The sequence below is a fragment of the Bradyrhizobium diazoefficiens genome (assembly GCF_016616885.1).
Lineage (GTDB): Bacteria > Pseudomonadota > Alphaproteobacteria > Rhizobiales > Xanthobacteraceae > Bradyrhizobium > Bradyrhizobium diazoefficiens_F.
Genome location: NZ_CP067102.1, coordinates 5,137,651 through 5,163,196, shown reverse-complemented (window position 1 = coordinate 5,163,196; position 25,546 = coordinate 5,137,651). Strand labels below are relative to the sequence as shown.

19 protein-coding genes and 1 pseudogene are annotated in these 25,546 nt (G+C 64.6%); 13 read left to right on the top strand and 7 right to left on the bottom strand.

Features of this window, described 5'->3' with window-relative positions; genetic code table 11:
• Positions 1 to 67: 67 nt before the first annotated feature.
• From JJC00_RS24285 to JJC00_RS24235, 11 genes are all read left to right on the top strand, one after another.
• Positions 68 to 766 (top strand): phosphatidylserine decarboxylase, encoded by a 699-nt coding sequence (locus JJC00_RS24285; protein ID WP_200468429.1) that lies wholly within the window; start codon positions 68 to 70, stop codon positions 764 to 766.
• Positions 767 to 853: 87 nt separating this feature from the next.
• Positions 854 to 1,738 carry a CDP-alcohol phosphatidyltransferase family protein gene (locus JJC00_RS24280; protein WP_200468428.1) on the top strand — a complete coding sequence of 295 codons (885 nt, stop codon included), beginning with the start codon at positions 854 to 856 and terminating at the stop codon, positions 1,736 to 1,738.
• A gap of 122 nt (positions 1,739 to 1,860) precedes the next feature.
• Positions 1,861 to 2,580 carry an RraA family protein gene (locus JJC00_RS24275; protein WP_200468427.1) on the top strand — a complete coding sequence of 240 codons (720 nt, stop codon included), beginning with the start codon at positions 1,861 to 1,863 and terminating at the stop codon, positions 2,578 to 2,580.
• 94 nt (positions 2,581 to 2,674) lie between these two features.
• A complete protein-coding gene (locus JJC00_RS24270; RefSeq protein ID WP_200468426.1) occupies positions 2,675 to 3,499 on the top strand; it encodes an SDR family NAD(P)-dependent oxidoreductase in 825 nt (274 codons plus the stop codon).
• A gap of 212 nt (positions 3,500 to 3,711) precedes the next feature.
• The gene (locus JJC00_RS24265) at positions 3,712 to 4,485 is read left to right on the top strand and encodes a motility protein A (RefSeq protein WP_200468425.1); all 774 of its coding nucleotides are present in this window, start codon (positions 3,712 to 3,714) and stop codon (positions 4,483 to 4,485) included.
• A gap of 23 nt (positions 4,486 to 4,508) precedes the next feature.
• Positions 4,509 to 5,336 (top strand): OmpA/MotB family protein, encoded by an 828-nt coding sequence (locus tag JJC00_RS24260; RefSeq protein ID WP_200468424.1) that lies wholly within the window; start codon positions 4,509 to 4,511, stop codon positions 5,334 to 5,336.
• 173 nt (positions 5,337 to 5,509) lie between these two features.
• Positions 5,510 to 7,408: a potassium transporter Kup gene (locus tag JJC00_RS24255; RefSeq protein ID WP_200468423.1), complete on the top strand. Its 1,899-nt coding sequence runs from the start codon at positions 5,510 to 5,512 to the stop codon at positions 7,406 to 7,408.
• A gap of 154 nt (positions 7,409 to 7,562) precedes the next feature.
• The gene (locus JJC00_RS24250; protein WP_200468422.1) at positions 7,563 to 9,491 is read left to right on the top strand and encodes a potassium transporter Kup; all 1,929 of its coding nucleotides are present in this window, start codon (positions 7,563 to 7,565) and stop codon (positions 9,489 to 9,491) included.
• Between the two features lie 171 nt (positions 9,492 to 9,662).
• Positions 9,663 to 9,989, top strand: coding sequence for a rhodanese-like domain-containing protein (locus JJC00_RS24245; protein ID WP_200468421.1), 327 nt, complete (start codon positions 9,663 to 9,665; stop codon positions 9,987 to 9,989).
• A gap of 7 nt (positions 9,990 to 9,996) precedes the next feature.
• Positions 9,997 to 11,175, top strand: coding sequence for an aminotransferase (locus tag JJC00_RS24240; RefSeq protein ID WP_200468420.1), 1,179 nt, complete (start codon positions 9,997 to 9,999; stop codon positions 11,173 to 11,175).
• Between the two features lie 5 nt (positions 11,176 to 11,180).
• A complete protein-coding gene (locus JJC00_RS24235; protein ID WP_200468419.1) occupies positions 11,181 to 12,305 on the top strand; it encodes a polyamine ABC transporter substrate-binding protein in 1,125 nt (374 codons plus the stop codon).
• A gap of 186 nt (positions 12,306 to 12,491) precedes the next feature.
• Here the strand turns inward: JJC00_RS24235 and JJC00_RS24230 are convergent, their stop codons facing one another.
• On the bottom strand, positions 12,492 to 17,453 hold the full coding sequence (locus JJC00_RS24230) for a beta strand repeat-containing protein (protein WP_200468418.1): 4,962 nt from the start codon (positions 17,451 to 17,453) through the stop codon (positions 12,492 to 12,494).
• Positions 17,454 to 17,675: 222 nt separating this feature from the next.
• On the opposite strand from JJC00_RS24230, the gene JJC00_RS38255 reads away from it, so the two are divergent.
• Together JJC00_RS38255 and JJC00_RS24225 are read left to right on the top strand one after the other, a co-directional pair.
• Positions 17,676 to 18,122, top strand: a complete 447-nt coding sequence (locus JJC00_RS38255; RefSeq protein WP_246773894.1) for a winged helix-turn-helix domain-containing protein — start codon at positions 17,676 to 17,678, stop codon at positions 18,120 to 18,122.
• A 5-nt stretch (positions 18,123 to 18,127) separates the two neighbouring features.
• The gene (locus tag JJC00_RS24225; RefSeq protein WP_246773893.1) at positions 18,128 to 19,390 is read left to right on the top strand and encodes a tetratricopeptide repeat protein; all 1,263 of its coding nucleotides are present in this window, start codon (positions 18,128 to 18,130) and stop codon (positions 19,388 to 19,390) included.
• Between the two features lie 3 nt (positions 19,391 to 19,393).
• Here JJC00_RS24225 and JJC00_RS24220 read toward each other — a convergent pair.
• The 6 genes and pseudogenes from JJC00_RS24220 to JJC00_RS24195 all read right to left on the bottom strand — a co-directional run.
• Positions 19,394 to 19,720: pseudogene (locus JJC00_RS24220) on the bottom strand (lipid A biosynthesis lauroyl acyltransferase); the annotation flags it as partial.
• A 169-nt stretch (positions 19,721 to 19,889) separates the two neighbouring features.
• Positions 19,890 to 21,500, bottom strand: a complete 1,611-nt coding sequence (locus JJC00_RS24215; RefSeq protein ID WP_200468417.1) for a B12-binding domain-containing radical SAM protein — start codon at positions 21,498 to 21,500, stop codon at positions 19,890 to 19,892.
• A 131-nt stretch (positions 21,501 to 21,631) separates the two neighbouring features.
• Positions 21,632 to 22,564 carry a lipid A biosynthesis lauroyl acyltransferase gene (locus JJC00_RS24210; RefSeq protein WP_200468416.1) on the bottom strand — a complete coding sequence of 311 codons (933 nt, stop codon included), beginning with the start codon at positions 22,562 to 22,564 and terminating at the stop codon, positions 21,632 to 21,634.
• 8 nt (positions 22,565 to 22,572) lie between these two features.
• On the bottom strand, positions 22,573 to 23,850 hold the full coding sequence (locus JJC00_RS24205; protein WP_200468415.1) for a beta-ketoacyl-ACP synthase: 1,278 nt from the start codon (positions 23,848 to 23,850) through the stop codon (positions 22,573 to 22,575).
• A gap of 18 nt (positions 23,851 to 23,868) precedes the next feature.
• Positions 23,869 to 25,074, bottom strand: a complete 1,206-nt coding sequence (locus JJC00_RS24200) for a beta-ketoacyl-ACP synthase (RefSeq protein WP_200468414.1) — start codon at positions 25,072 to 25,074, stop codon at positions 23,869 to 23,871.
• Entirely contained in the window at positions 25,071 to 25,541 is a 471-nt protein-coding gene (locus JJC00_RS24195; RefSeq protein ID WP_200468413.1) for a 3-hydroxyacyl-ACP dehydratase FabZ family protein, read from the bottom strand. Before JJC00_RS24195 ends, JJC00_RS24200 begins: the two co-directional genes overlap by 4 nt.
• Between the last annotated feature and the right edge of the window lie 5 nt (positions 25,542 to 25,546).

Here is a 25,546-nt window from a genome sequence, read left to right as displayed (position 1 = left end):
AACTCTGGCCTAAACAACCCCGGAGCGCGAGACGACCCGCGCCATCACCCCTGAGCGGCAGATAGCGATGTCCATTCTCGATTCGATCCAGCGTCAGATCCCGCCGATCCACAAGGAGGGTTATCCCTTCATCGGCGGCTTTGCGCTGGCCAGCCTCATCCTGTTCTGGCTGTGGTCGCCGCTCGGGTGGATCGGCACCATTATCACCGTGTGGTGTGCGCTGTTCTTCCGCGATCCCGTGCGGGTCACGCCGGTGCGCGACGGGCTCGTGGTGTCGCCTGCCGACGGCCGCGTCTCGATGATCACCATGGCGCTGCCTCCGGCCGAGCTCGGGCTCGGCGACCGGCCGCTGCCGCGCATCTCGGTGTTCATGAGCGTGTTCAACTGCCATGTGAACCGGAGCCCGATCGCGGGCAGGGTGGACCGCATTGCCTATCGGCCCGGCCTGTTCATCAATGCCGAACTCGACAAGGCGAGCGAGGACAACGAGCGCAATTCGCTTGTCATCTCGACGCCGCAGGGCCGCATCGGCGTGATCCAGATCGCAGGCCTCGTCGCAAAACGCGTCGTCTGCTTTGTCAAGGAAGGGCAGGTGGTCGGCGCCGGTGAGCGGTTCGGCCTGATCCGGTTCGGCTCGCGTCTCGACGTCTACCTGCCTGTTGGGACCAAGGCGCTGGTCTCGGAAGGGCAGACCGCGATCGCCGGCGAGACCATCCTGGCCGACCTCACGGGAGACGATCCCAGCCGCACCTATCGTGCCAATTGACCAAGAAGCCGGTGTCGGGGGCCTTCCGCCGCAATGGCGGAGGGGAACACGGCTTGCTATATCTCGCCTGCAGGTGAGGACGCGCCAATGACGCCCTACGATTATAGAGATCCCGATATTCGCCGCCGGCGGTTCCGCCCGATCCCGGTGCGGATGCTGGTGCCCAACGTCATCACGCTGCTGGCGATCTGCGCCGGCCTGACCTCGATCCGGCTGTCGATCGAGGGGCGGATGTCGCTCGCCGTCTACGCCATCGTGTTCGCGGCCGCGCTCGACGGCATCGACGGCCGCGTCGCGCGCCTGATCAAGGGCCAGTCGAAGTTCGGCGCCGAGCTCGACAGCCTCGCCGACTTCGTCAATTTCGGCGTCGCCCCCGGCCTGATGCTGTACTTCTGGCAGCTGCACGAGCTCGGCAATGCCGGCTGGATCGCCGCCATGGTGTTTGCGATCTCCGGCGGCTTGCGGCTCGCGCGCTTCAACGCCACCATGGACGATCCGAACAAGCCGGCTTTCGCCGCCAATTTCTTCACCGGCGTGCCGGCGCCGGCCGGCGCCATTACCGTGTTGCTGCCGATCTACGTCGCCTTCCTCGAGCTTGGCCGCGCGCCCGCGGCGGTGACGGCGGCCTATACGCTGCTGATCGCCTTCCTGATGGTCTCGCGGCTACCGGTGTTCTCCGGCAAGACCAAGCGGATGCGCGTGCCGCCCGAGCTCGTGCTGCCGGCCTTCGTCGCGGTGATCGTCTTCATCGCGATCCTGATCGCCTATCCCTGGCACGTGCTCTCGATCGGCACGGTGCTCTATCTGCTCGCCTTGCCGCTCGGCTACAAATCCTACCGCGATCAGGCCCGCGCGACGGAAGCGACAGTGCCTGCAGGCGGCGAGGTGCCGTCGCCGCCGTCTGCACCGACGTTGGCAAACCTGGCCGAGCCGCCGCACGATGACGACGACCGGCCCGGACGGCTGCACTGAGCGAGCGCACGCGGATATCTGCCATGAGAGCGCCTGAGTTGGGTTGAGGCCCGATCTCGGCTATATCGCCCTGTGCCGGCGGCACCGCGCCAACAGCGGCCGCCAATCTGGGAGAGAACGCCGTGACGAATTCTGCGACCAGGCCGCTGCCCGCTTCCGTCCTCGAAGCACTGGGCCGCTATGACACGCCGACGATCTGCAACGCCATGGAGATCGTCGCGCCCGAGCGCCGCCTGATCGGCTACACCACCAAGCAGCTGGTCTGCCCGTTCCCGGATCTGCCGCCGATCGTGGGCTACGCCCGCACCGTCGCGATCCGCTCGGTGTTGAAATCGTCGCTGCCGGCCGAAGAACAGTCGAAGCGCCGCATCGAATATTACGAATATGTCGGCACCGGCCACGGTCCGCGCATCTCGGTGATCCAGGACATCGACGGTCCCGACGTCGGCTACGGCGCGTTCTGGGGCGAGGTGCAGAGCAACGTGCACAAGGCGCTCGGTTGCCTCGGCGTCATCACCGACGGCTCGATCCGCGACATCCCGCAATGGGCCCCAGGCTTCCAGGCGCTGGCTGGCTCGATCGGCCCGTCGCATGCCTGGGTGCATGCCGAGAGCTTTGGTGGCGAGGTGCGCGTGGCGGGCATGACCGTGAAGTCCGACGATCTGATCCACGCCGACCAGCATGGCGCCATCGTGATCCCGCTCGACATCGCCGCGAAGCTCCCCGAGGCCGCCGAGCTCTGCGGCCGCCGCGAGACGCCAATCCTCGAGATCGCACGCAGCCCGGACTTCTCGCTGGAGAAGCTCAAGGCCGCGCTGAAGCGCTCGGCGGAGATCCACTGAGGTTTCCTACACCTCTCCCCCGAAGGGACCCCGGAGGGGAGAGGTGGAACGACAACGTAGATGCAGTTCGCTTCCAAATCGACGGAGTGACGCCATGGACATGGCCGGCAAGACTGTGCTGATCACCGGTTCGACCGATGGCGTCGGACGCTATGTTGCAACCCGCCTTGCCGGCGAAGGCGCGAAGGTTCTGATCCACGGTCGCGACGCGGCGCGGGCAAAAGCGCTGATCGACGAGATCGTGAAGGCCGGCCACATGGCGCCGACCTTCTATCAGGCTGATCTGTCGTCGATGGCTGGCACGCGCGAGCTCGCCGCGGCCGTGACGCGGGATCATCAACGCCTCGATGTTTTCGTCAGCAATGCCGGCATCGGCTCGCAGAGCGACGGGCCGCAGCGCCAGGAGAGCCGCGACGGTCACGAATTGCGCTTTGCCGTGAACTATCTCTCGGGCTTCCTGCTCGCTCGTCTGCTGCTGCCGTTGCTGAAGGCCGCCGCGCCCTCGCGCATCGTCAATGTCGCGTCGCTCGGCCAGCATCCGATCGATTTTGACGACGTCATGATCACGAAGGGCTACAGCGGCTCGCGCGCCTATGCGCAGAGCAAACTGTCGCAGATCATGTTTACGATCGATCTCGCGGCCGAGCTCAAGGACGCCGGCATCACCGCGAATTCGTTGCATCCGGCGACCTACATGAACACCACTATGGTGCGCGCCGGCGGCATCACGCCGATGTCGACGGTGGAGCAGGGTGGTGCTGCAATCCTGCATCTCGTCGAAGGCGACGACGTCGCGGGCGAGAGCGGCCTGTTCTTCAACGGCATGAACGAGGCGCGCGCCAATCCGCAGGCCTATGATGCCGATGCGCGCAGTCGCCTGCGCGCGCTCAGCCTGGAGCTGACGGGACTGTCGTCCTGACCGCCTCATTTATGGTTAGCAAAGCGTTGAGATTGACGTCGCAGAATGGCAAAGCCGCCATCCTTTCGGCGCTCCGCGCCGCACCGTCGCACCGGCTGAACTTAACCTTTACGCGGCTTTAAGGGCGCCGCTCTAGGGTTTCCGATGCGGTTCGGGGTTGGACCGCGCCACCGGCCAGGACGGCCGTTGTTGCGTTCGCTTTGGAGACTCCCATGGATATTATGACGGGCGCCGGCCTCGTGGCGGGCATGATCGTCATCGCGACGATGGTGTTTCTGGGCGGCGATCTGCACATGTTCATCAGCGATCATGCGGCGATCATCATCTTCGGCGGATCGGCCGCAGCGACCATGATCCGCTTTCCGCTCTCGGTGCTGGCGCACGGTCTGCCACTTGGCATGAAGTTCGCCTTCACGATGAGCCGGCTGTCGGCACACGACCTGGTCGACGAGCTCGCCCGCATCGCCGAGATCGCCCGCAAGCAGGGCCCGGTCGGCCTGGAAAAGGTCGAGACCGACGAGCCCTTCCTCGCCAAGGGCATCCGCTACGTCGCCGACGGCTACGACCTCGATTTTATCAGGGACAATATGGAACGCGACCGCGACAATTTCCTGTTGCATCTCAACGAAGGCAGCAAGATCTACCGCGCCGTCGGCGACTGCGCGCCTGCATTCGGCATGATCGGGACGCTGATCGGCATGGTGCAGATGTTTTCGAACATGTCGGATCCTTCGAAGCTCGGCCCGTTCATGGCGACCGCACTGCTGGCAACGCTCTATGGTGCGTTGGTCGCGAACCTGCTCTGCCTGCCGATCGCCGACAAGCTGCATGGCAAGCTGATCGACGAGGAAACCAATCGCACGCTGATCATCGACGGCATCCTCATGATCCGCGACTCCAAGAGCCCGACTTTGGTGCGCGAAATGCTGCTGGCCTATCTGCCCGAGAAGCACCGCCACGCCGAAGGCGAGCCGGTTCCGGCGTAACGCCGGACGCCGGGATCTGACCGATGGCAAAGAAAAAACGCGAAGACGCACACGGCGGCCACGGCTGGTTCGTGACGTTCGCCGATCTGATGGCCTTGCTGCTCGCGTTTTTCGTGATGCTGGTCGCATTCTCCACCCAGGACGCCAACAAGCTGAAGATCGTCGCAGGCTCCATGCGCGAGGCCTTCGGCGTGCAGAGTGAAGCGCGCTACGCCGGCATCATCGAATCCGACGGCCTGCCGACTCGCGCGCGGCTGAAGAACGTCGACCACATCCAGCCTGAGGAGTCCTCCAATACGCCGACACCGGATCAGGAGGATCGCGACAAGACGTCCGGCGCCAAGATCAAGATCGATCGCAATTTTGCGCTCGCAGCCGCCTCGCTGCGCCAGGCGTTGCAGGACATGCCTGAACTGACCGAGATGTCCAAGCACATCATGTTCGAGGAGACCAAGCAGGGTCTCAACCTCGAGATCGTCGATCAGGACGGCCGCTCGATGTTCGCTGACGGCTCCAAGGTCCCCTACGACCGCACCCGCCGCCTGATCGAGAAGCTCGCGGTCCCGCTTAAGGCGACCCCCTTGCGCGTCTCTATCGCCGGCCACACCGCGGCCGGCTTCGTGCCGACCCGCAGTGACTACGGCGCCTTCGACCTGTCGGCCGACCGCGCCAATGCGGTGCGCCAGATCCTCGAGCGCGAGGGCCTGCCGCCGGCGCACATCTTCGCTGTCTCCGGCAAGGCGGACACGCAGCCGCTGTTCCCGGACGATCCGTCGCTGGCCGCGAACCGCCGCGTGACCATCACCTTGATGCGTGAAGATCCGCCGCTGCCGCCGAATTTGAAGCCCTGAGCCTCTTGCGCTACCATTTTACCTGAGGCTGTTCGTCGTGAAGGCAACGAACGTGGCCGCGCCATTACAGCATCTCGCTCGGCGTCTGCTATGGTAGCGGGCCGATTGACAGGCGCAGCGAAAGCGTCAAAAGGCGCCGGATCAATTCCAGGGACGAAGCGTTTTCCACCCTCATGACGGCGAGCATCACATCGACCGAGACCCAGGAAGGGCCGGTCACCTCGGGCTTTTGGTCCCTCACGCTCGGGAGCATCGGTGTCGTTTTCGGCGACATCGGCACCTCACCGCTCTACGCGTTCCACGAGGCGGTCAGGGGCGCCGCCCATGGCGAGCCGGTGACGCGGATCATGGTGCTCGGCGTACTCTCGCTGATCCTGTGGGCCCTGCTGATCGTCGTCACCGCCAAATACGTCCTGCTGCTGCTGCGCGCCGACAATAACGGGGAGGGTGGCACGCTCTCGCTGATGGCGCTGGGCCAGCGCGCGCTCGGACGGCGGAGCTGGTTCCTGCTCGCGCTCGGTGTGGTCGGCGCCTCCATGTTCATCGGCGATTCCATGATCACGCCGGCGATCTCGGTGCTATCGGCGGTCGACGGCCTCAAGCTCGCGACGCCGGCGTTCGAGCACTATGTCGTGCCGCTTACGGTGCTGATCCTGGTGCTGCTGTTCGCGGTCCAGAGCAAGGGGACCGCGCTGGTGGCCTCGGCCTTCGGGCCGGTGATGGTCATCTGGTTCACTGTCCTGGCGGTGCTGGGCGTTATTCACATCGCCGACGATCCGTCGGTGCTGGCTGCGATCAATCCTTACTATGCGTTCCAATTCCTGCTATCGCACGGCACGATCGGCCTGGTGACGCTCGGCGCGGTCTTCCTCGCCGTAACCGGTGGCGAGGCGCTCTATGCCGACCTCGGCCATTTCGGCCGCAAGCCGATCCAGTCGGCCTGGATGTTTTTCGTGCTGCCGTCGCTGCTGATCAATTATTTCGGGCAGGGCGCACTGGTGTTGTCCGATCCAAGCGCGATCGAGCATTCCTTCTATCGCATGGTGCCCGAGCATCTGGTGCTGCCGCTGGTCGGGCTTGCAACCGCAGCCACCGTCATCGCCAGCCAGGCGGTGATCACCGGCGCCTATTCGCTGGTCTATCAGGCGGTGCAGCTCGGCCTTCTGCCGCGCTTCGAGGTGCGCTACACCTCCGAAACCCATGCCGGCCAGATCTATTTGCCGCGTGTCAACCGGCTGCTCCTGATCGGCGTGATGCTGCTGGTGCTGTTGTTCCACACGCCCAGCAATCTGGCTTCGGCCTACGGCATCGCGGTCTCCACCACCATGGTCGCGGACGGCATCATGGGCTTCGTGGTGATCTGGAAATTGTGGAACTGGAAAGCTGCGACCGCGGCGGTCGTGATCCTGCCCTTCGTGATGGTCGACATGACCTTCTTCAGCGCCAACCTGCTGAAGCTGCTCGAAGGCGCCTGGGTGCCGCTGCTGTTCGGCGCTACAATGGCGGGGACGATCTGGACCTGGCGGCGCGGCTCGGGGATCCTGATCCAGAAAACGCGCCGGATCGAGGTGCCGCTGGACGATCTGATCCGCAGCCTGGAGAAGCGTCCGCCGCACATCGTCAAGGGCACGGCGGTGTTCCTGACCAGCGATCCCGCCTTCGTGCCAACTGCGCTGTTGCATAATCTCAAGCACAACAAGGTGCTGCACGAGCACAACGTGATCCTGACCATCGAGACCGCGCACACGCCGCGGGTCGATCTCTCCGAGCGCTTCAAGATGGAGAAGATCAGCGAGAAGTTCTCCAAGGTCCGGCTGCGCTTCGGCTTCATGGAGCAGCCGAACGTGCCCAAGGCGCTCGCGATCGCGCGCAAGCAGGGCTGGCAGTTCGACATCATGTCGACGTCGTTCTTCGTGTCGCGGCGCTCGCTGAAGGCGTCGGCGCAGTCGGGCATGCCGCTCTGGCAGGACCACCTGTTCATCGCGCTCAGCCGCTCGGCCAACGACGCCACCGACTATTTCCAGATTCCGACCGGGCGGGTGGTTGAAGTCGGAACCCAGGTCACCATTTGAACCTTCCATCGGGACGCAATTGCGGACCCATGCGGATTTGCATGCCAAGGGCCCAAAATCGGGCTAGGCTATGCCATCAGCGCAGGACTATAAGCCGCGCGCGCTCCTCCGCCGTTGTGCAGTGAAGCATTTTTAGAGGCCACCAGGCTCTCCCATGACAAGTGACGTAGCAGTTCCCGCCCCGGAAACGGTGGCGGCCAATGGGCGTGGCGATGCCCACACAACCGCCGGTTTCGGTGCGCTGACGCTCGGCAGCATCGGCGTGGTCTATGGCGACATCGGTACCAGCCCGCTCTACGCGTTCCGCGAGGCGGTAATGGCGGCCTCTGGCGCGGAAGGCGCGCCGACCTCGGCGGCTGTCCTCGGCGTGGTGTCCCTGATCCTGTGGGCGCTGATCGTCGTGGTGACGCTCAAATACGTCGTGATCCTGCTCCGCGCCGACAACAACGGCGAGGGCGGCACACTGGCCTTGATGGCGCTGGCCCAGCGTGCGGTCGGCACCGGCGGGGCGACCATCGTCCTGCTCGGCATCATCTCCGGCGCGTTGTTCTACGGCGATGCCGTGATCACGCCGGCGGTCTCGGTGCTGTCGGCCCTGGAAGGCATGAAGGACGTCACGCTGCGGTTCGAGCCCTACATCGTTCCGCTGACGGTGGTGATCCTGGTGTTCCTGTTTGCCGTGCAATCGCGCGGCACCGCCCGCGTTGCGGCGTTCTTCGGGCCCGTGATGTGCGTCTGGTTCGCGGTGATCGCGGTCGCGGCGATCCATCCGATCATCGCGCAGCCGCAGGTGCTGTTCGCGCTGAATCCGTTCTACGCCGTGTCCTTCATGTTCCACCACGGCATCATCGGCTTCGTGACGCTTGGTGCGGTGTTCCTGGCCGTCACCGGCGCCGAGGCGCTTTATGCCGATCTCGGCCATTTCGGCAAGCGGCCGATCCAGGCCGCCTGGCTGTTCATCGTGCTGCCGTCGCTGGCGCTGAACTATCTGGGGCAGGGCGCTCTCGTGCTCGGCGATCCAGGCGCGATCGAGAGCCCGTTCTTCCAGCTCTTCCCGCAAGGCATCATCCGCGGCAGCATGGTCGTGCTGGCCACCGCCGCCACCGTCATCGCGAGCCAGGCCGTCATCACCGGCGCCTATTCGCTGACACGGCAGGCGATCCAGCTTGGGCTGCTGCCCCGATTCGAAATTCGCCATACCTCTGAAGCCCATTCCGGCCAGATCTTCATCCCGCGCATCAACCAGCTGCTGCTGGTTGCGGTGATCATGATGGTGCTGCTGTTCCGCTCCTCCAGTGCGCTGGCGTCCGCCTACGGTATCTCCGTGACCGGGACGATGGTCGTCACGGGGATGATGGGCTTTGTCGTGATCTGGAAGGCCTGGAAGTGGTCGCCGCTGTGGGCGGCCGCCCTGATCGCGCCGTTCCTGTTCCTTGACCTGACCTTCCTCGCCGCCAATCTGCTCAAGGTGTTCGAGGGCGGCTGGGTGCCGCTCGCGCTCGGCGCCCTCATGATCCTCCTGATGTACACATGGCGGCGCGGCAGCCGGCTCTTGTTCGAGAAGTCGCGCAAGCTCGAATTCCCGCTCGCCGACCTCGTGGCGATGCTGGAGAAGCGGCCGCCGCAGCGGGTGCCCGGCACCGCCGTGTTTCTGACCAGCGATCCCCTGAGCGCGCCGACTGCGCTGATGCATAGTCTGAAACACTACAAAGTGCTTCACGAGAAGAATGTCATTCTCACCATCGAGACCGCGCAGACCCCGCGCATCGATCCGGCCGAGCGCGTGAAGCTGGAGCAGATCAGCCCGACCTTCTCCAAGGTGACGCTGAAGTTCGGCTTCATGGAATCGCCCAACGTGCCGAAGGCGCTCGCCATCGCCCGCAAGCTCGGCTGGCAGTTCGACATCATGTCGACCTCGTTCTTCCTGTCGCGGAGGGCGCTCAAGCCCGCCGCCCATTCCGGCATGCCGCGCTGGCAGGACAGGCTGTTCATCTCGCTCAGCCGCTCCGCCAACGATGCCACCGACTATTTCCAGATCCCGAGCGGCCGCGTCGTCGAGGTCGGCACGCAGGTGACGATTTAAGGCCACGATCTAGCGCCGGATTCAAAGCGCGCTTCAAGTCGCTGCGATTTAGCTTTAACTTGCGCAAGGCAGCTCAAGCCTTTGTAGCGCTTGATTTTCGCATGCCGAGAGGCGAGGTTGCCCGCCGGCCGGGATCGCCCCGGCAAGCGCCCCGCGACGTTGGAGGATGATGTGGCAAATCAAGTACAGGATCTGACCCCCGAGGAGGTTTCCAAGGGTGTTGCGGAGGGCCGCTATCTGCTCGTCGACGTCCGTGAGCCGAACGAGGTCGAGGCCGAGGCTTACCCTTACGGTGTCGTCGTGCCGCTCTCGACCTTCGAACCCAAGGCGATCCCCGATCCGCAAGGCAAGGAGGTCGTGTTCGCCTGCCGCTCGGGCAAGCGCTCGGTGACCGCCTCGCTCGCCGCCCAGGCCGCGGGCCTGCCTTACGACAAGCATCTGGCCGGCGGCATGCTGGGCTGGAAGGCGGCGGGTCTCCCCAGCAAGGTTGGCGGCTAACGTCGCGATGACCAAGAGCTCTTCGCTGAACAAGGTCTTCGCCGACCTTCCCGTCACCATCTTCGAGGCGATGTCGCAGGCCGCGCGCGACAACAACGCCATCAATCTCGGCCAGGGCTTCCCTGATGATCCAGGCCCTGAGGACATCCGCCGCGCAGCCGCCGACGCCTCGCTCAACGGCTACAACCAGTATCCGTCGATGATGGGCATCCCGGAGCTGCGCCAGGCGATCGCGACCCATTACGGCCATTGGCACGGCCTCAAGCTCGATCCGATGAGCGAGGTGATGGTGACCTCCGGCGGCACCGAGGCGCTGACCTCGGCGATCCTGTCGGTGGTGCAGCCCGGCGACGAGGTGGTCTGCTTCCAGCCGGTCTATGATTCCTATCTGCCGATCATCCGCCAGGCCGGCGGCATTCCGCGCCTGGTGCGGCTCGAGCCGCCGCACTGGCGGCTGAATGAGGACATGCTGAAAAGCGTCTTCAATTCAAAGACCAAGGCGGTGCTGTTCAACAACCCCCTGAATCCCTCCGCGGTGGTCTATCCGCGCGAGGACCTTGAGCTGCTGGCGCGCTACTGCCAGGAGTTCGACGTCATCGCGATCTGCGACGAGGTCTGGGAGCACGTCACCTTCTGCGAGCACAAGCACATCCCGCTGATTACCATTCCCGGCATGCGCGACCGCACCATCAAGGTCGGCTCGGCGGGCAAGATCTTCTCGCTGACGGGCTGGAAGATCGGCTTCGTCTGCGCCGCACCGCCGCTCTTGCGCGTCGCCGCCAAGGTGCACCAGTTCCTGACCTTCACGACCGCGCCGAACCTCCAGGCCGCCGTCGCCTACGGCCTCGGCAAGCCCGACGAGTACTTCCTGTCGATGCGCCAGGATCTGACGCGAAGCAGGGACCGCCTGACCAAGGGGCTCGAGAGCCTCGGCTTTCCTGTGCTGAAGTCGCAGGGCACCTACTTCCTCACCGTCGACCTGTCGCCGCTCGGGCTCAACGAGAGCGATGCCGATTTCTGCTGGCGGATCGTGAAAGACTACAAGGTCGCCGCGATCCCGGTCTCGGCGTTCTACGAACAGGATCCGGTGACCTCGGTGGTCCGCTTCTGCTTCGCCAAGAAGGACCAGACGCTCGACACCGCGCTGGAGCGGCTGTCGGACGCGGTGCGCGGACGCAAGAGGTAGGGACGATGACGAACGTCAGCCGTTTCAGGGCTTGCCTTGGTTTTGCAATCGCCGCAGCGCTGACGTTCCTCTCGCAAGGAGCGGGGGCCGAGGAGCGGGTCGTCAACTTCTACAATTGGTCGAACTACATGGCGCCCGACGTCCTTGAGGCCTTCACCAAGGAGACCGGCATCAAGGTCGTCTACGACACGTTCGATGCCAACGAGACGCTGGAGACGCGCCTGATGGCCGGCAAGTCCGGCTACGACGTCGTGGTGCCCACCGCCTATTTCCTGCAGCGCCAGATCAAGGCGAACATCTTCCAGAAGCTCGACAAGTCGAAGCTGCCGAATTTGGCCAACGCCTGGTCGATGGTGACCAAGAATCTTTCGACCTACGATCCCGGCAACGATTTTGCCGCGAACTACATGTGGGGCACGACCGGCATCGGCTACAACGTCGCCAAGGTGAAGCAGATCCTTGGGCCCGACGCCAAGATCGACAGCTGGGACATCGTCTTCAAGCCGGAGAACCTGGCCAAGTTCAAAGACTGTGGCGTCCACATGCTCGACTCCGCCGACGACATCTTTCCGGCGGCGCTGAACTATCTCGGGCTCGATCCGAATTCGACCAAGCAGGCCGACCTGGAGAAGGCCGCCGACGCCGTCGCAAAAGTCCGCCCGTCCGTGCGGAAATTTCATTCGTCCGAATATCTGAGCGCGCTCGCCACCGGCGAGATCTGCTTCGTGGTCGGCTGGTCCGGCGACATCATGCAGGCCCGCGCTCGTGCCGCGGAAGCCAAGAAAGACAATGGCAGCGGCATCGAGATCGGCTACGCGATCCCGAAAGAGGGCGCGCAGATGTTCTTCGACAATCTCGCGATCCCCGCGGATGCCAAGAACGTCAAAGAGGCCTACGAGCTGATCAACTATCTCTATCGCCCGGACGTCGCCGCCAAGAACTCGGACTTTTTGTCCTACGCCAACGGCAACCTCGCCAGCCAGAAGCTGGTCGATCCGAAAATCCTGAACGACAAGAACATCTATCCGGACGACGCCACGCTGGCAAAACTGTTCGTCATCACCGCGCGAGATCCGGCGACGCAGCGGGTCATCAACCGGCTGTGGACGAAGGTGAAGACAGGAAGGTGAGGGGCTGCGGCCACCCCGGCAACGCGATTTCCGCAAAACAACCCCATGCACAGTAGAACCGCCGCCGGCGCGTTGCCGGCGGTGACGGTGCTTAAGTCGAACTGCGGCTTGGTTGAATCGCCCCGCTGGCGAAAAAAAACTCGTGGCACCTCGCGCGCGGCATGAATTGCACCGTCGGGCACGCACCTACCACTCATAACGCACCGTGCCTTTCCCCGTGTAAGTCTGCGTGCTGCGGGAGAACTCGCCCTCAACCGTGCCCGCGAGCGACAGACCGTTTCGCCATTTCATTTCCGCGCGGCCGCTGACGAGCGCGGAATCTGCGGCAGGTCGCGCGCCGTTGACCGTGAAGGCCGCGCCCGGCAGCGTCTGGAAGGCGGCACTGACGAGGCGGTTGGTGTTGGTGTCGTGGGCCCAGGCGAGCCGGCCGCGCAAGGTGAGCACGCCGTCGTCGACCAGGAAGCGCTGGTCGGTGCGCCCGCCGAGCTCGGTGCGGATATTGGTGGTGTCCTGCGCGGTGTAGGACAGCGCGAACTGGTTGCTGCCGACGATCGCGGTCTCGCCGTAACCGGGCAGGTGGAAGGTTGTGGCCTGCACGGCCGCGTAGGGCGTCACGCCAAAGGTAGACGCAGGCAACGGGACGAACCGCCAGCCCGTTTCCAGACGGCCTGAGGAGGTGCTGGCCTTGAAGTTCGCGGTCAGTCTGTCGGTGCCCGAGACCGTCACGGTGCGATCGGTGGTGACGTCCTGCCAGCCATAGGCGAGAGCCGCCGACACATAGGCGGGCCCAAAATTGTGGTGGGCATAGAGGCCGGCCTGGAAGACATCGGCACGGCCGCCGCCGAGCGCATCCGCCACCGAGAAGTTGAAGCCTGCGCCGCCGAGCGCGAAGCCGAGCAGCGTGTCCGGCGAGAGACGATAGTCTGCACCGACCACGGTGCCGTAGATGCGGCTGGTGGTGGAGCTCGAACCAGTCGCTGCGTTGCCGCTCAATGTGCTGGCGCCGCCGTAGCCGGAGGCCCACACGCCCCAGCGCCGGTCGATGACCTCGCCGCTGGCCCCGCGCGGCGTCACTGCGGCGTAGGCCTCGCGCACCCTCGCGCCATCCTGAGCGGTGGCGGCGTAGCCCAACGCGCCGCCGTCCGCAGCACCGCCACTCGTGCCGCGCTCGCCGTCCGTGCTGCCGCCACCGAGCGGATCGAGCATGCCCAAAAACTGTTGCATGGCGTTGAACGAAGCCTGCGCGCTGCCGGCGCCGGGTTGCCCCGACACCTGGTTGAGCGCGTTCGCCTGCTGCGAACCGCTCATGTTCAGCAGCACGTCGAAGCCGGCCGGCGGCGTGCCGCCGTTCTCGACGAAATTGTTGATGGCGCCGGCGACACTGGTCTGGTTGCCGCTGGCGCCGGGCGAAAGCTGCAGCGTGCCGGGATCGAGCACCAGATAGACGTCGTTCGCGTCGTAGGTCAGGTGCGGATTGCGGGCGCCGGGGGCGAAGCTGCTGCCGGTGATGCCGGCGAACTGGGTGCCGCCGAATCCGCCGGTCGCGTTCAGGATGGTATAGGTCTGCGCGCGGAAGCTGCCTGGCAAGGCCACCGCTTGCACCGTGGCGCCGGTCAAGGTCGCGGTGCCGGTGACATTGGTACGGTCGGCGGCACTCGGCGAGACTTCGACGGTGTAGAAGCTGCCGGCATTGAAGGTCAGGTTGCCGCTGACGGTGATGGTGCCGATCGAATTGCCCGGCGCCAGCGTGCCGCCGCTGTTGATGACGGTTGTCGGCAATTGGCCGGTGCCGCCGAGCGTGCCGCCGCCGTTCACGGTAACGCCGCTCGAAGCCGTGATATCGCTATTCACCGCCAGGGTGCCGCCATTCACCGTGGTCGCGCCGGTATAGGTGTTGATGCCCGACAGCGTCAGCGTGCCGGTGCTGGTCTTGACCAGCGAGCCGCCGACGCCCGAGATGATGCCGCTCACCTCTGTCGAAAGATCGTTCGAGCCGACCGTCAGTTCGTTGGCGCCGAGGATATAGTTGCCGGCGCCCGCGATCGAGCCGGCGCTGAGCTTGTTGTCGCCGTTCGGGCCGATGCTGCCAGAGAAATCGACCGTGCCACCGGCGTTGTTGATAATGGTGGCGTTGCCGGCGGTGCTGGTGTCGTTGAAATACAGGTAATTGTTGTTAGTGATGGTGGCGCTGCCGGCCATGCTGGTGCTGTAGAAACCCAGGTTGTTGTTGTTGGTGATGGTGGCGCTGCCGGCCGTGCTGGTGTTGAAGAAACCCAGGCTGCCGTTGTTGGTGATCGCTGCGCTGCCGGCCGTGCTGGAGTTGTAGAAGTACAGAAGGGCATAGTTGGTGATGGTCGCGCTGCCGGCCGAAGAACCGTCATAAAAAAGCGTAGCGGTGTTATTGGTGATCGCGGCGCTGCCGGCGGTGCTGGTGCCGGTGAAATACAGGTAATTGTTGTTAGTAATGGTGGCGCTGCCGGCCGTGCTGGTGCTGTAGAAACCCAGGTAGCCGTTGTTGGTGACGGTGGCGCTGCCGGCCGTGCTGGAGTTGTAGAAGTACAGAGAGGCATAGTTGGCGATGGTCGCGCTGCCGGCCGAAGAACCGTCATAAAAAAACGTAGCGGTGTTGTTGGTGATCGCGGCGCTGCCGGCGGTGCTGGTGTCGTTGAACTGCACCAAGTTGTTGTTGGTGATGGTGGCGCTGCCGGCGCTCGTGCCGTTGCGGAAATACGTGTGCCCGCTGTTCGAGATGCTGGTGATGCCGCTGGTATCGGCGTTGACGACATCGAACGTGCCGCTCGCACCCACGGTTACGGCGCCCAGGATCGATCCAGCCGTGCCGCCATTGCCGAGCTGCAGCGTGCCGGCGTTGATCGTGGTGCCGCCGCTGTAAGTATTGTCCGCCGTCAGAATCAGCGTGCCCGCGCCGGCCTTGGTCAGCGAGGTGCCGTTCCATCCGGTCGCTGCGTTCGCCGCCTGGTCGGCGAGCGCGGTCCCGACCGTGAAGCTGTCGGCGGTGTTGGTGAGCGTGAAGGTTCCATGGGCGAGATCGTTGCCGGCGGTCCAGCTCAAGCCGTAGCTGGCGAGATATTGCAGGCTGTCCGCCGATTTGTGGGTGGACACGGTGAGATAGTCCACCGTGCCGCTGAAGCCGCCGACGGTGACAGCGGCGAAGTCGCCGCTGATCCCCGACGTGGTGTCGATCAGCACCTTGTCGAGCTGGCTCGCATCGCTGATGCCGCTGATGTTGAAGGCGACGCCGTTGCCGATCGCGACGCGGTCGGCGGACAGCGCCGGGCTGCTCGCGCCGGCGATGATCGACAAAGCGGTGTTGTCGGCAAAGGTCACCGTCTGCGCGACGTTCAGCGTCGCCGGAGTCTGGATCGCCAGCGTGCCGCTGGTCACGGTGAGGTTGCCGCCAAGAGAATTGCCGCCGCCCGAACTGCCGTCGCCGAACTGCAGCGTGCCGCCGGAAACGGTGGTATCCCCTGTGTAGCTGTTCGTGCCGGTCAGGATCGTCGTGCCCGTACCGATCTGCTGCACCGCGCCGCTGCCCGAGATATCGCCGGCAAGCGTCAGCGTCCCGGTGCGGTTGAAGGCGAGCACGCCGTCGTTGACGACGTTGCCGACGATCGAGCCGGTCGCGCCGCCATTCCCGAGTTGCAGCGTGCCGGCGGAAATCGTGGTGCCGCCGCTGTAGGTGTTGTTTCCGGTGAGGATGGTGGTGCCCGCACCGATCTGCTGGACAGCGCCGCTGCCCGAGATGTCGCCGGCGAGCGTCAGTGTCCCGGTGCGGTTGAAGGCGAACACGCCGTTGTTGACGACATTGCCGGCAATCGAGCCGGTCCCGCCGCCATTGCCAAGTTGCAGCGTGCCGGTGGAAATCGTGGTGCCGCCGGTATAAGTATTGATGCCCGACAGCGTCAGCGTGCCGGTGCCGGTCTTGACCAGCGAGCCGCCGGCGCCGAAGATGACGCCGCTCACCTCGGTCGAAAGATCGTTCGAACCGACCGTCAGTTCGTTCGCCCCGAGGATATAGTTGCCGGCGCCCGCGATCGAGCCGGCGCTGAGCTTGTTGTCGCCGTTCGGGCCGGTGCCGCCGGAGAAATCGACCGTGCCACCGGCGTTGTTGATAATGGTGGCGCTGCCGGCGGTGCTGGTGCCGCTGAAATGCAGGCCGCTGTTGTTGGTGATGGTGGCGCTGCCGGCCGTGCTGGCGTCATTGAAAGACAGGTAATTGTTGTTGGTGATGGTGGCGTTGCCGGCCGTGCCGGAGTTGTAGAAATACAGGAAGCTGTTGTTGGTGATGGTGGCGTTGCCGGCCGTGCTGGTGTCGTTGAAATACAGGTGGCTGGTGTTGGTGATGGTGGCGCTGCCGGCCGTGCTGGTGCTGTAGAAATGCAGGAAGCTGTTGTTGGTGATGGTGGCGTTGCCGGCCGTGCTGGTGTCGTAGAAATTCAGGCCGCCGTTGTTGGTGATGGTGGCATTGCCGGCCGTGCTGGTGTTGTAGAACTCCAAGAAGTTGATGTTGTTGGTGATGGTGGCGTTGCCGGCCGTGCTGGAGTCGAAGAAATACAGGACGCTGTTGTTGGCGATGGTGGCGTTGCCGGCGGTGCTGGTGTTGTAGAAATACAGGATGCTGTTGTTGGTGATGGTGGCGCTGCCGGCCGAACTGGTGCCGTCGAAGGACAGGTAATTGTTGTTGGTGATGGTGGCGCTGCCGGCCGTGCTGGTGATGGAGAAATTGAGGGCCCCGTTGTTGGCGATGGCGGCGCTGCCGGCCGTGCTGGAGTTGTAAAAAAGCAGGTTGCTGTTGTTAGTGATGGTGGCGCTGCCGCCCTGGATGTCGATGCCGGCGCCGAAAAAATTGAGAGCCTGATTGATGGTGAACGTATAGGCTGGCCCGCCGGCATTGAGGGTCCAGCCGTCGACCGTGGTGCCGGCCGAAATCGTCAGGCCGGTCGTGGAAGAGGCACCGAAAAAGGCGGTGCTGGTCGGCACCGTGCCCGTGTCCCAGTTGGCGCCGGTATTGAAGTCGCCCGAGCCCGGCGTAGCCAGCCAGGTCGCGTCCTGGGCCCGGGCCGGCCCGGCGGCCGGGAGTGCCCAGGCCAAGGCCAGCGCCGACGACGTCAGCAGGGCGGCCCGCAAGCGGTTCGCCTTGAAACAATCTTTCCCCGTTCTCACAACTTCCCCCAGCGCATGCTCGCGAGTCCTCGACCGGATTCATCGCATCGGGCGGCAGGGGTGTCCTGATAAGGGGTTCGCAAATTTCTGAAAGTTTCTGATATTTCCATTTCAGACCCGATTTTCGGGCATTTTCGACAGACTTCCGCTATATGAGCCGGCTGGAGTAACGCTTTGGGGGATAACGTGCTTCGTTTCGCCGGCTTCGAGCTGGATCAGCAGCGCGCTGAGCTGCGCGGGGCCGATGGCGTTGCGATCAAGCTCCGGCCCAAGACCTTCGAGATGTTGCGGCTTTTCGCCACCAGTGGCGGCCGGGTGCTGAGCAAGCAGGAGCTGATGGAGGCGGTCTGGCCGAACGTCCATGTCGGCGAGGACAACCTGTTCCAATGCATCCGCGAGCTTCGCACCGCGCTCGGCGATGAGCGACGGCAGATGATCAAACTCGCCTCGGGCGGCGGCTATCTGCTGACGGCGGAGGTTGTGGACGCGCCTGCCGCCAACCCGGCGCAAGGTACGGCTGGGCCGCTCGGCTGGGCGGCAGCTCGGGGTGCCGCATCGCCTGTGAGGCCGCAGCGAACCCTGTTTGGCTTGAGCCGGCGTGCGCTCCTCTCGGCCGTCGCCGGGCTCGCGTGATCGTCATGGGTCTTGCAGTGGCCGCGCCGGCATTGAAGCCGGACCTCCTGTTCAAGCGACCGCCGCCGCGCATCGCGGTGGTGCCAATCGTCGACGCCAGCAACGATCCGCGCGGCGCCGCAATGGCGACGGAGGTCACCAGCCGGCTCGCGGATGGCTTTGCGAAGATCCAGAACATCAGCGTGGTTGCGCCGCGGTTGATGGTCCGAAGCGGCGAGAGCGCCGCCGCGACCGCGGCCGCGTCCGATTACGAGCTGCGAGGTGAGCTGCAGCTCAGCGACCAGTCCTGGACGCTGCGGGCGCGCATCATCAAAGCGGACACCGGCGAGGTTCTGTCCGTCACTGCGGCATCGGCCAGCGTTGACGAGGCAGACGTGCAGCTCGCGCAGTCCCGGCTCGCCGCCGGCGCTGGCCATGTGCTCGCGCGGCGCTTGAACGAAATTCTGGAGCCGAGCGCGTCGGCAGCCTCAACCCGCAAGCCGTCGGCCGGCGGCGATAAGGTGGCGGTCGAGCAGGCGCTCGCCTCGATCAACCCGACCACGCGCGAGCGCTTTGGCGCGGCGCAGGCCATGTTGCAGAAGGCGCTCACCGACGATCCTGACAACGTCGATCTTGCCGTCGCGCTCTCTTCGCTGCAGCTGCGCGGCATTCAGATGGTCTGGTTCAGCCCGGAGGAGGCTGTGACGGTCGAGGCGAGCGCCAATGCGATGCTCGAGCAGGCGTTGCGGCTAAAGCCCAATTCGATTCCGGTGCTCGAGGCCCATTGCCGCTTCCTCAGCGCCACCAACCATTTCGTGGAAAGTCTCGTCACCTGCGCTAGAGCCTTGAGCTTCGACCCGTGGGACGGGTCTGCACTTTATCTGATCGGTCTTGGGCAGATCTTTCTCGGCCGCTTCGACGATGCGCTCGCGACATTTCGGCAAGCCGATCGTTACGACACACCGGCGGCTTCGCGCTGGACCTGGCTGCTCGGCGCGGGCCTGGCGAATGTTATGATGGGGCGTGACGAAGAGGCGTTGCCGTGGTTGCAGCGTTCGATCGCGATCACGCCGGCGACCGGCCGCTCGCACCTGCTGCTCGCCGCCGCCTATCAGCGATCGGGCCGATTTGAGGAGGCGAGGGCGGCGGTTGCGGAGGGATTGCGGCTGCGGCCCGGCACGACAAGGCTCAACGTCTCGCCGCCGATGAAGAATGTAAGTCCGGTCTGTCTCGCAGCCTGGGATCGCGTCGTTCAGGCCGAGGTCGAGGCGGGACTGCCGGAGAAGTGAGCCTCACCGCCACCGCCGGTGCAGCCACAGCCACTGCTCGGGATGCTCGCGCACCCAGCCTTCCACCACGCTGGTGATCGCCTGCGTGGTGCCCTGGATGTCGATCTTGCCGTCAGCGTCGCGCACCGGCGGAATTTCTTCCGTCAGCTCCGCGGCGAAGCGGCCGCCGGGCTTGCGGATGACGCGGACGCCGTGGATCGGGCATTCGATCTGGCGCAAGAGGCGCGCCAGCATCGGATTGGCGCGGGTCTTGCGGCCGAAGAAGGTGACCTCGACGCCGCCGGTCAGATACTGGTCGATCAGCATGGCGACGTGCTTGCCGTCCGCAGCGCCTGCGCGCCCTTCGCGCGCGTCTCGCCCGCGATCCCGCGCATCATCAACCGGCTCTGGACCAGGGTTAAGACGGGGAAGTGACGGTGGCTGCGCACCCGCGTAGACGCCGGCGGCCACGTCGGTGATCGAGGGCTGGATCCGCGAATATCGCGGTCAGTGGGTCTAGCTATACCGGCGCTCGCGCCTGCTTAACTCCCGCGACCCTCACCGCAGGCATGTCGTCCAGCTCGGCGATGCGCCGGTCGATCTCACCGATCACGCGCTTGGCGAACGGGCCGAGATGCATGTACAGCGCCATCAGCATCACGATGTAACGCAGCGCGCCTGGATTGGTCTTGGCGATCTCGACGAAGGTCTTCCAGAACGGCTCGCGGACCTCCGGCAGGGCCTGCATGATCTTGTGCACGCTTTCGATGCCGCCGAGTCTCTTGCGCACGTCGCCATCCGGCAGCTCGCGGCGCCGGTCGGAGCGGTCGAGCATGGCGGCGAGACGCGACAGCCGTCCTGCGTAGGCGGTGGGACTGTACACGTGTCCGAGCACGGCCTTGTAATCGGCAAGCACGTCACGAAGCGGGCGCTTGGTGTCGAAATTGCAGCCGAGCGTGCATTGATCGCCCGCCTGCTCGGCAAGCATCAGGTCATGGCCCTGGTGCAGGCGGCCTTCCGCGGCCAGCCGCCGCGTCAGCTGCGTGCCGGGCAGCGCATAGAGCAGTCCGACCATGCAGACCGGGATGCTCGCCTCCTCGATGAAGTCGATCATGGCCTGGCCCATCGAGGCTTTCTCGGTATCGAACCCGACGATGAAACCGGCAGTGACGAACATGCCGTAGCTGTAGATCTTGTGGACGCACTCCGCGATATTGCGCCTGGTGTTCTGCTTTTTCTTCATCTGCACGAGCGTTTCCGGATCCGGGCTCTCGATGCCGACGAAAATCGCGAAGAAATTCGCGTCCTTCATGGCCTGCAACAGCTCGCTGTCGTCAGCGATGTTGATCGAGGCTTCGGTCGAGAACTCGAACGGATAGTCGTGCTCTTCCAGCCAGTCCTTGAGCCGTGGCAGCAGGGTGCGGAGGTTTTTCTTGTTGCCGATGAAATTGTCGTCGACGAAATCGACATGCCCGCGATAGCCGCGATCGTAGAGCACCTGCAGCTCAGCGAGAATCTGATCGTTGGTCTTGGTGCGCGGCACGCGGCCATACAGCTCGATGATATCGCAGAACTCGCAGGTGAACGGGCAGCCGCGCGAATATTGCACGCCAATGAAGAGGTAGTGATCGAAGTTCAGCAGATCGTAGCGGGGCATGGGGCTGAGCGTGACGTCGGCCTTGAATTTCTCCGCGACAAACACGCCGTTGCGTTCGCCCTTGTCCCAGGCGGCGATGAAGTGCTCGATGATCTGCTCGGCCTCGCCGATCACCTGGAAGTCCGCATCCGCATAGAGATGCGGGCTGGAGGAGACGTCAGGCCCACCGACACAGACCGGCTTGCCGTGCCGATGGGCGAGATCGATCAGGTGGATCGCATCAGGCTGCTGGTTGAGCATGCCGCCGATCATGACGAGATCGGCCCAGTCGAGGTCCGCGTCCGTCAATGACTCGGTGTTACGGTTGATGAGACGGATGTCCCAATGCTTCGGCAACATGGCGGCGACGGTGATCAGGCCGAGTGGCGCAGCCGGATACTTCGCGCCGACGAGTTCGCAGGCTTCCGTATAGTTCCAAAACGAGTTCGGAACGAACCTCGGATAGATCATGAGGACGCGGCAGGGATGGGTCATGCTGCTCCAGACCGGCTGTTGGGGGCGATGTCAGGTCGTTGTCGGAACGCCTAAAAAGTTCGATTCGCTAGCTGATACAGATATCGCGTGTTAAAATAATGGACTGTATGCAACTTCGGTTCAAGTTGCCGCTAGCGCCACCGCCGGTGCAGCCATAGCCACTGCTCGGGATGCTCGCGGATCCAGCCCTCCACTACGCTCGTGATCGCCTGCGTCGTGCCCTGGACGTCGATTGTGCCGTCGGCGTTGCGCACCGGCGGGATCTCCTGCGTCAGTTCGCCGCGAAAACGGCCGCCGGGCAGGCGGATGATGCGGACCCCGTGGATCGGGCATTCGACCTGGCGCAGGAGCCGGGCCAGCATCGGATTTGCGCGGGTCTTGCGGCCGAAGAAGGTGACCTCGACGCCGCCGGTCAGATACTGGTCGATCAGCATCGCGACGTGCTTGCCGTCCTTCAGCGCCTGCGCGAGCCGGAACGGCGCGTCGCGCCCCGCCGGGATCAGCGTGCCCATGTTGACCTGGCGCATCTCCTGGATGATGCGGTCGGCAGAGGCGATGTTCGGGCGGCGATAGAGGATTGCGGCATCAAGCCCGTGTGCGACGGCGGCGATCGCCGGCAGTTCCCAATTGGCGAGATGGGACGTGAAGATCAGCGCCGGCTTGCCGTCGTCCCGGATCTGATCGAACAGCTCGACGGTGCGTGGCGGTAGTTCGATTCGGCTGCGTTCCGGATGCTCGCGGTCGTAGTCCCAGACATGGTCCATATGGGCGAATTCGGCGCCGACGCGGCCGAGATTGTCCCACACGCCCATCAGGATCTGTTCGATCTCTTCCGGTGACTTCTCGGGAAAGGCCGCGGCGAGGTTGGCGCGGCCGATGCGATGCTCGCGCAGGCGCGGGCCGATCAGCTTGGTGACGCGCGCGAAAAAGTCCGAGGTCTTGACCGGATCGAAATAGCGCGTGGTGCGGAGCAGGCCGACGGTGGCGGCACCGATCAGGCCGCCGCTGATGGATTTTGCAGCCTCCCGCGCGCGGGCCTTCGTGCTCGCAGGAAGCAGCGCCATGCGTCCGGTCAGGCCGGTTCGCGAGTCAGGATCAGCGAGGCGTTCTGGCCGCCGAAGCCGAACGAGTTCGACATCACCGCGGTGACACGCGCATCGCGCGCCTTGTTGCCGACGACGTCGAACAGGATCGTGGGATCCGGATTGTCGTAGTTGATGGTCGGCGGGATGCGCTGATGCTCGAGCGTCAGCAGCGAGAAGATCGCCTCGACAGCGCCCGCGGCCGAGATGGTGTGGCCGACCATCGACTTGTTGGAGGTGACCGGGATCTTCTGCAGGAGATCGCCGAACACGGCCGATGTCGTGTTGTACTCCATCTTGTCGTTCTCCGGCGTCGCAGTGCCGTGCGCATTGATGTGGTCGATCTGGTCCGGCGTCATGCCGGCATCGGCCAGCGTCTTGTTCATGCAGCCGATGATCGGCTTGCCGTCAGGAGACGAGCGGGTGCGATGGAAGGAATCGGTGAGCTCGCCGCAGCCGGCGATCACGCCGAGGATTTTTGCGCCACGCGCGGTCGCCGCTTCATAGCTCTCCAGCACCAGCGCGCCTGCGCCTTCGGCCATGACAAAGCCGTCGCGGTTCTTAGAGAAGGGGCGAGAGGCCGCCTGCGGCGGATCGTTCTGGGTCGACAGCGCCGAGAGCAGCGAGAAACGCACCAGCGCTTCCGGATTCACGGTGCCGTCGGTGGCGACGCACAGCGCGGCATCGGTCTCGCCACGGCGGATCGCCTCGACGCCGAGCTGGATCGAGGTGGCTCCGGATGCGCACGCCGTCGACAGCGAGATCGGCGAGCCCTTGGTGCCAAAGGTTTCGGCGAGGTGGGCAGCGACCGAGCCGAACATGAAGCGGTGGTGATAGGCGCTGTACTTGCCGCCGCCGGAGATGCGCAAGAGATCGTCATAGGTGAAGTCAGGCGCGCCGACGGCGCGGCCAAGCTCGCGACGCTGCGGCCACTCGACCTCGACCGGCGCAACGGCGAGAAAGAGGGGACCCGGAAAATCGCCCTTGCCGCCGATGCCGGCCTGCTCCAGCGCTTCCTGGGTGACGAGCTCGGCCATCCGCTCGGACAGACCGGTGGAGGAGAACGGATCGACGCTGACGAAATCCACCGTGCCGGCCATCGTAGTCTTCAGGCCGTCGATCGGAAAGCGCGTGATGGTGCGAATGCCGGATTCGCCCGCGACCAGTTTTGACCAATTGTCGGCCTTGCCGGCACCGAGCGAGGTCGTGATGCCCATGCCGGTGACGACGACAACGGGACGCCCGAGTTTGTCGCGTGGTGCTGTCATGTCGATCCCCCGATAGAGCTAGTCAATCGCCTCGACCAGCGCCATGCCTTCGCCGCGCCAGTGTCCGGCTCCCACCACGACAATCTGGGTGGGCGCCCCCTGCATTTCAATCTCGGTCCCGGTCGAATCGTTCGGCGGGAACAGCGCGCCGCGCGAGATCGAGAGTGCGGCAAGTGCAATGCCGAGCGGGAATTGCGTTTCCATGGTGTGGCCAAACATCGTGCCGGTTGCGCGCACCGGGAAGTCGGCGTGCTTCTTCAGGAAGCCGCGTTCCTCCGACGTCGCCGGCTCCGCGCCGGTTGCGCCCGAGATGATGGCGCCCTTGCCATCGCGCTTCGGCAGCTTGTCCCAAAGCTTTTCCAGCGTCGCTTCCATGTCGCCGTCCTGCTTGCGGCGTGCCAGATCGGTCACCACGCTCGACAGCTTCGCGTACGGCTTTGCGCCGCGCGCTTCCGCGTGCGCCTTCGATTCCAGCACCAGGAAAGCCCCGGCCGAGCCGAGCGCGAAGCCGGCGTGGTCCTTGCGCTGCCACACGGGGGCGAACTTGTCCTTCAGATTGAAGTCGCCGAATTCGTAGAGGACCATGAGGTCCTTGCGCTCGCCATTGTGCGAGCCGCCGACCAGCGCGATGTCGCTCTCGCCCGAGGCGATGCGCGACAGCGCAATGCGGGCGGCATCGGCGCCCGCAACCTCTTCGCCCATGAAGGTGCGCGAGGTGCCGCCGAGACCGTTGACGATGGCGATGTTGCCGGCGAGCAGATTGGAGAGCTGGGCCAAAAACAGCGTCGGCCTGAGATCGCTCATCAGGCGCTCATTGAGGAAGCCCGGCGCATTGGCGCCCTTGGCCTCGGCGGTCAGCACGCCGGTGTCGACATTGAGATCGCGCTCGCCGCCGCCAGCGGCCACCACCATGTCGATCTTCGACAGGATATCCTTGTTGCCCTTGATGCCGGCGGAATCGAGCGCGAGGCCCGCGGCGTAGACGCCGATGCGCTGCCAGGCTTCCATCTGGCGCTGGTCGCCCTTCTTCGGGATCTGGCTGTCGAACGAGACAGGCAGCAGCGGGTGCACGATGAAGGGCGCAAAGCCCTTCTCGTCGACATTGATGCGCCTCTCCTGAAGCGCGGCCCAGTTGGCGTCGAGACCTTCGCCGAGCGAGGTGGCAAGACCAATACCGGTGATCCAGACTTCCGTCTGGCCCGGCTTCGAAGTGGTGTCAGTCATGGCGAGACGGCCTGTTGCGGAAAGCCGATGCGCTTGGCGAACGAATCCATGTAGCCGCGCATATCCGCATTGGGGAAGGGAATCTGCGTGAAGGTGAGCGTCGAATTCGCGCGCAGCTTGCCGCCGACCCGGATCTTGGCTTCGGTCATGGCGTAGCCAGAGCCCTCATGGGCCAGCGTCGCCTCGATGCTCATGAGATCGCCGGGGAACACCGAGCCGCGGACCTTGGCCTCCTTGACGGCGGCCAGGATCGGCATGCGCTCGAACTTGAGCACGCCGAGCTGCAGCCAGCCCGAGGCCTGCGCCATCGATTCGATCAGCAGCACGCCGGGCATCAGGGGATACCCCGGGAAGTGCCCCTCGAAGATGGTGCTCTCCTTGGGGACCTGGGCCTCGACGACGATCTTCTTCTCGTCGACGTTGAGGTCGACGATGCGATCGATCATGTGGAAGTATTCGAGTTGCATGATCG

Coding starts and splice junctions, on each gene's coding strand:
- JJC00_RS24285 (WP_200468429.1), top strand. CDS start 68: ATGTCCATTCTCGATTCGATCCAGCGTCAGATCCCGCCGATCCACAAG.
- JJC00_RS24280 (WP_200468428.1), top strand. CDS start 854: ATGACGCCCTACGATTATAGAGATCCCGATATTCGCCGCCGGCGGTTC.
- JJC00_RS24270 (WP_200468426.1), top strand. CDS start 2,675: ATGGACATGGCCGGCAAGACTGTGCTGATCACCGGTTCGACCGATGGC.
- JJC00_RS24265 (WP_200468425.1), top strand. CDS start 3,712: ATGGATATTATGACGGGCGCCGGCCTCGTGGCGGGCATGATCGTCATC.
- JJC00_RS24260 (WP_200468424.1), top strand. CDS start 4,509: ATGGCAAAGAAAAAACGCGAAGACGCACACGGCGGCCACGGCTGGTTC.
- JJC00_RS24255 (WP_200468423.1), top strand. CDS start 5,510: ATGACGGCGAGCATCACATCGACCGAGACCCAGGAAGGGCCGGTCACC.
- JJC00_RS24250 (WP_200468422.1), top strand. CDS start 7,563: ATGACAAGTGACGTAGCAGTTCCCGCCCCGGAAACGGTGGCGGCCAAT.
- JJC00_RS24240 (WP_200468420.1), top strand. CDS start 9,997: ATGACCAAGAGCTCTTCGCTGAACAAGGTCTTCGCCGACCTTCCCGTC.
- JJC00_RS24235 (WP_200468419.1), top strand. CDS start 11,181: ATGACGAACGTCAGCCGTTTCAGGGCTTGCCTTGGTTTTGCAATCGCC.
- JJC00_RS24225 (WP_246773893.1), top strand. CDS start 18,128: ATGGGTCTTGCAGTGGCCGCGCCGGCATTGAAGCCGGACCTCCTGTTC.
- JJC00_RS24215 (WP_200468417.1), bottom strand. CDS start 21,500: ATGACCCATCCCTGCCGCGTCCTCATGATCTATCCGAGGTTCGTTCCG.
- JJC00_RS24210 (WP_200468416.1), bottom strand. CDS start 22,564: ATGGCGCTGCTTCCTGCGAGCACGAAGGCCCGCGCGCGGGAGGCTGCA.
- JJC00_RS24205 (WP_200468415.1), bottom strand. CDS start 23,850: ATGACAGCACCACGCGACAAACTCGGGCGTCCCGTTGTCGTCGTCACC.
- JJC00_RS24200 (WP_200468414.1), bottom strand. CDS start 25,074: ATGACTGACACCACTTCGAAGCCGGGCCAGACGGAAGTCTGGATCACC.
- JJC00_RS24195 (WP_200468413.1), bottom strand. CDS start 25,541: ATGCAACTCGAATACTTCCACATGATCGATCGCATCGTCGACCTCAAC.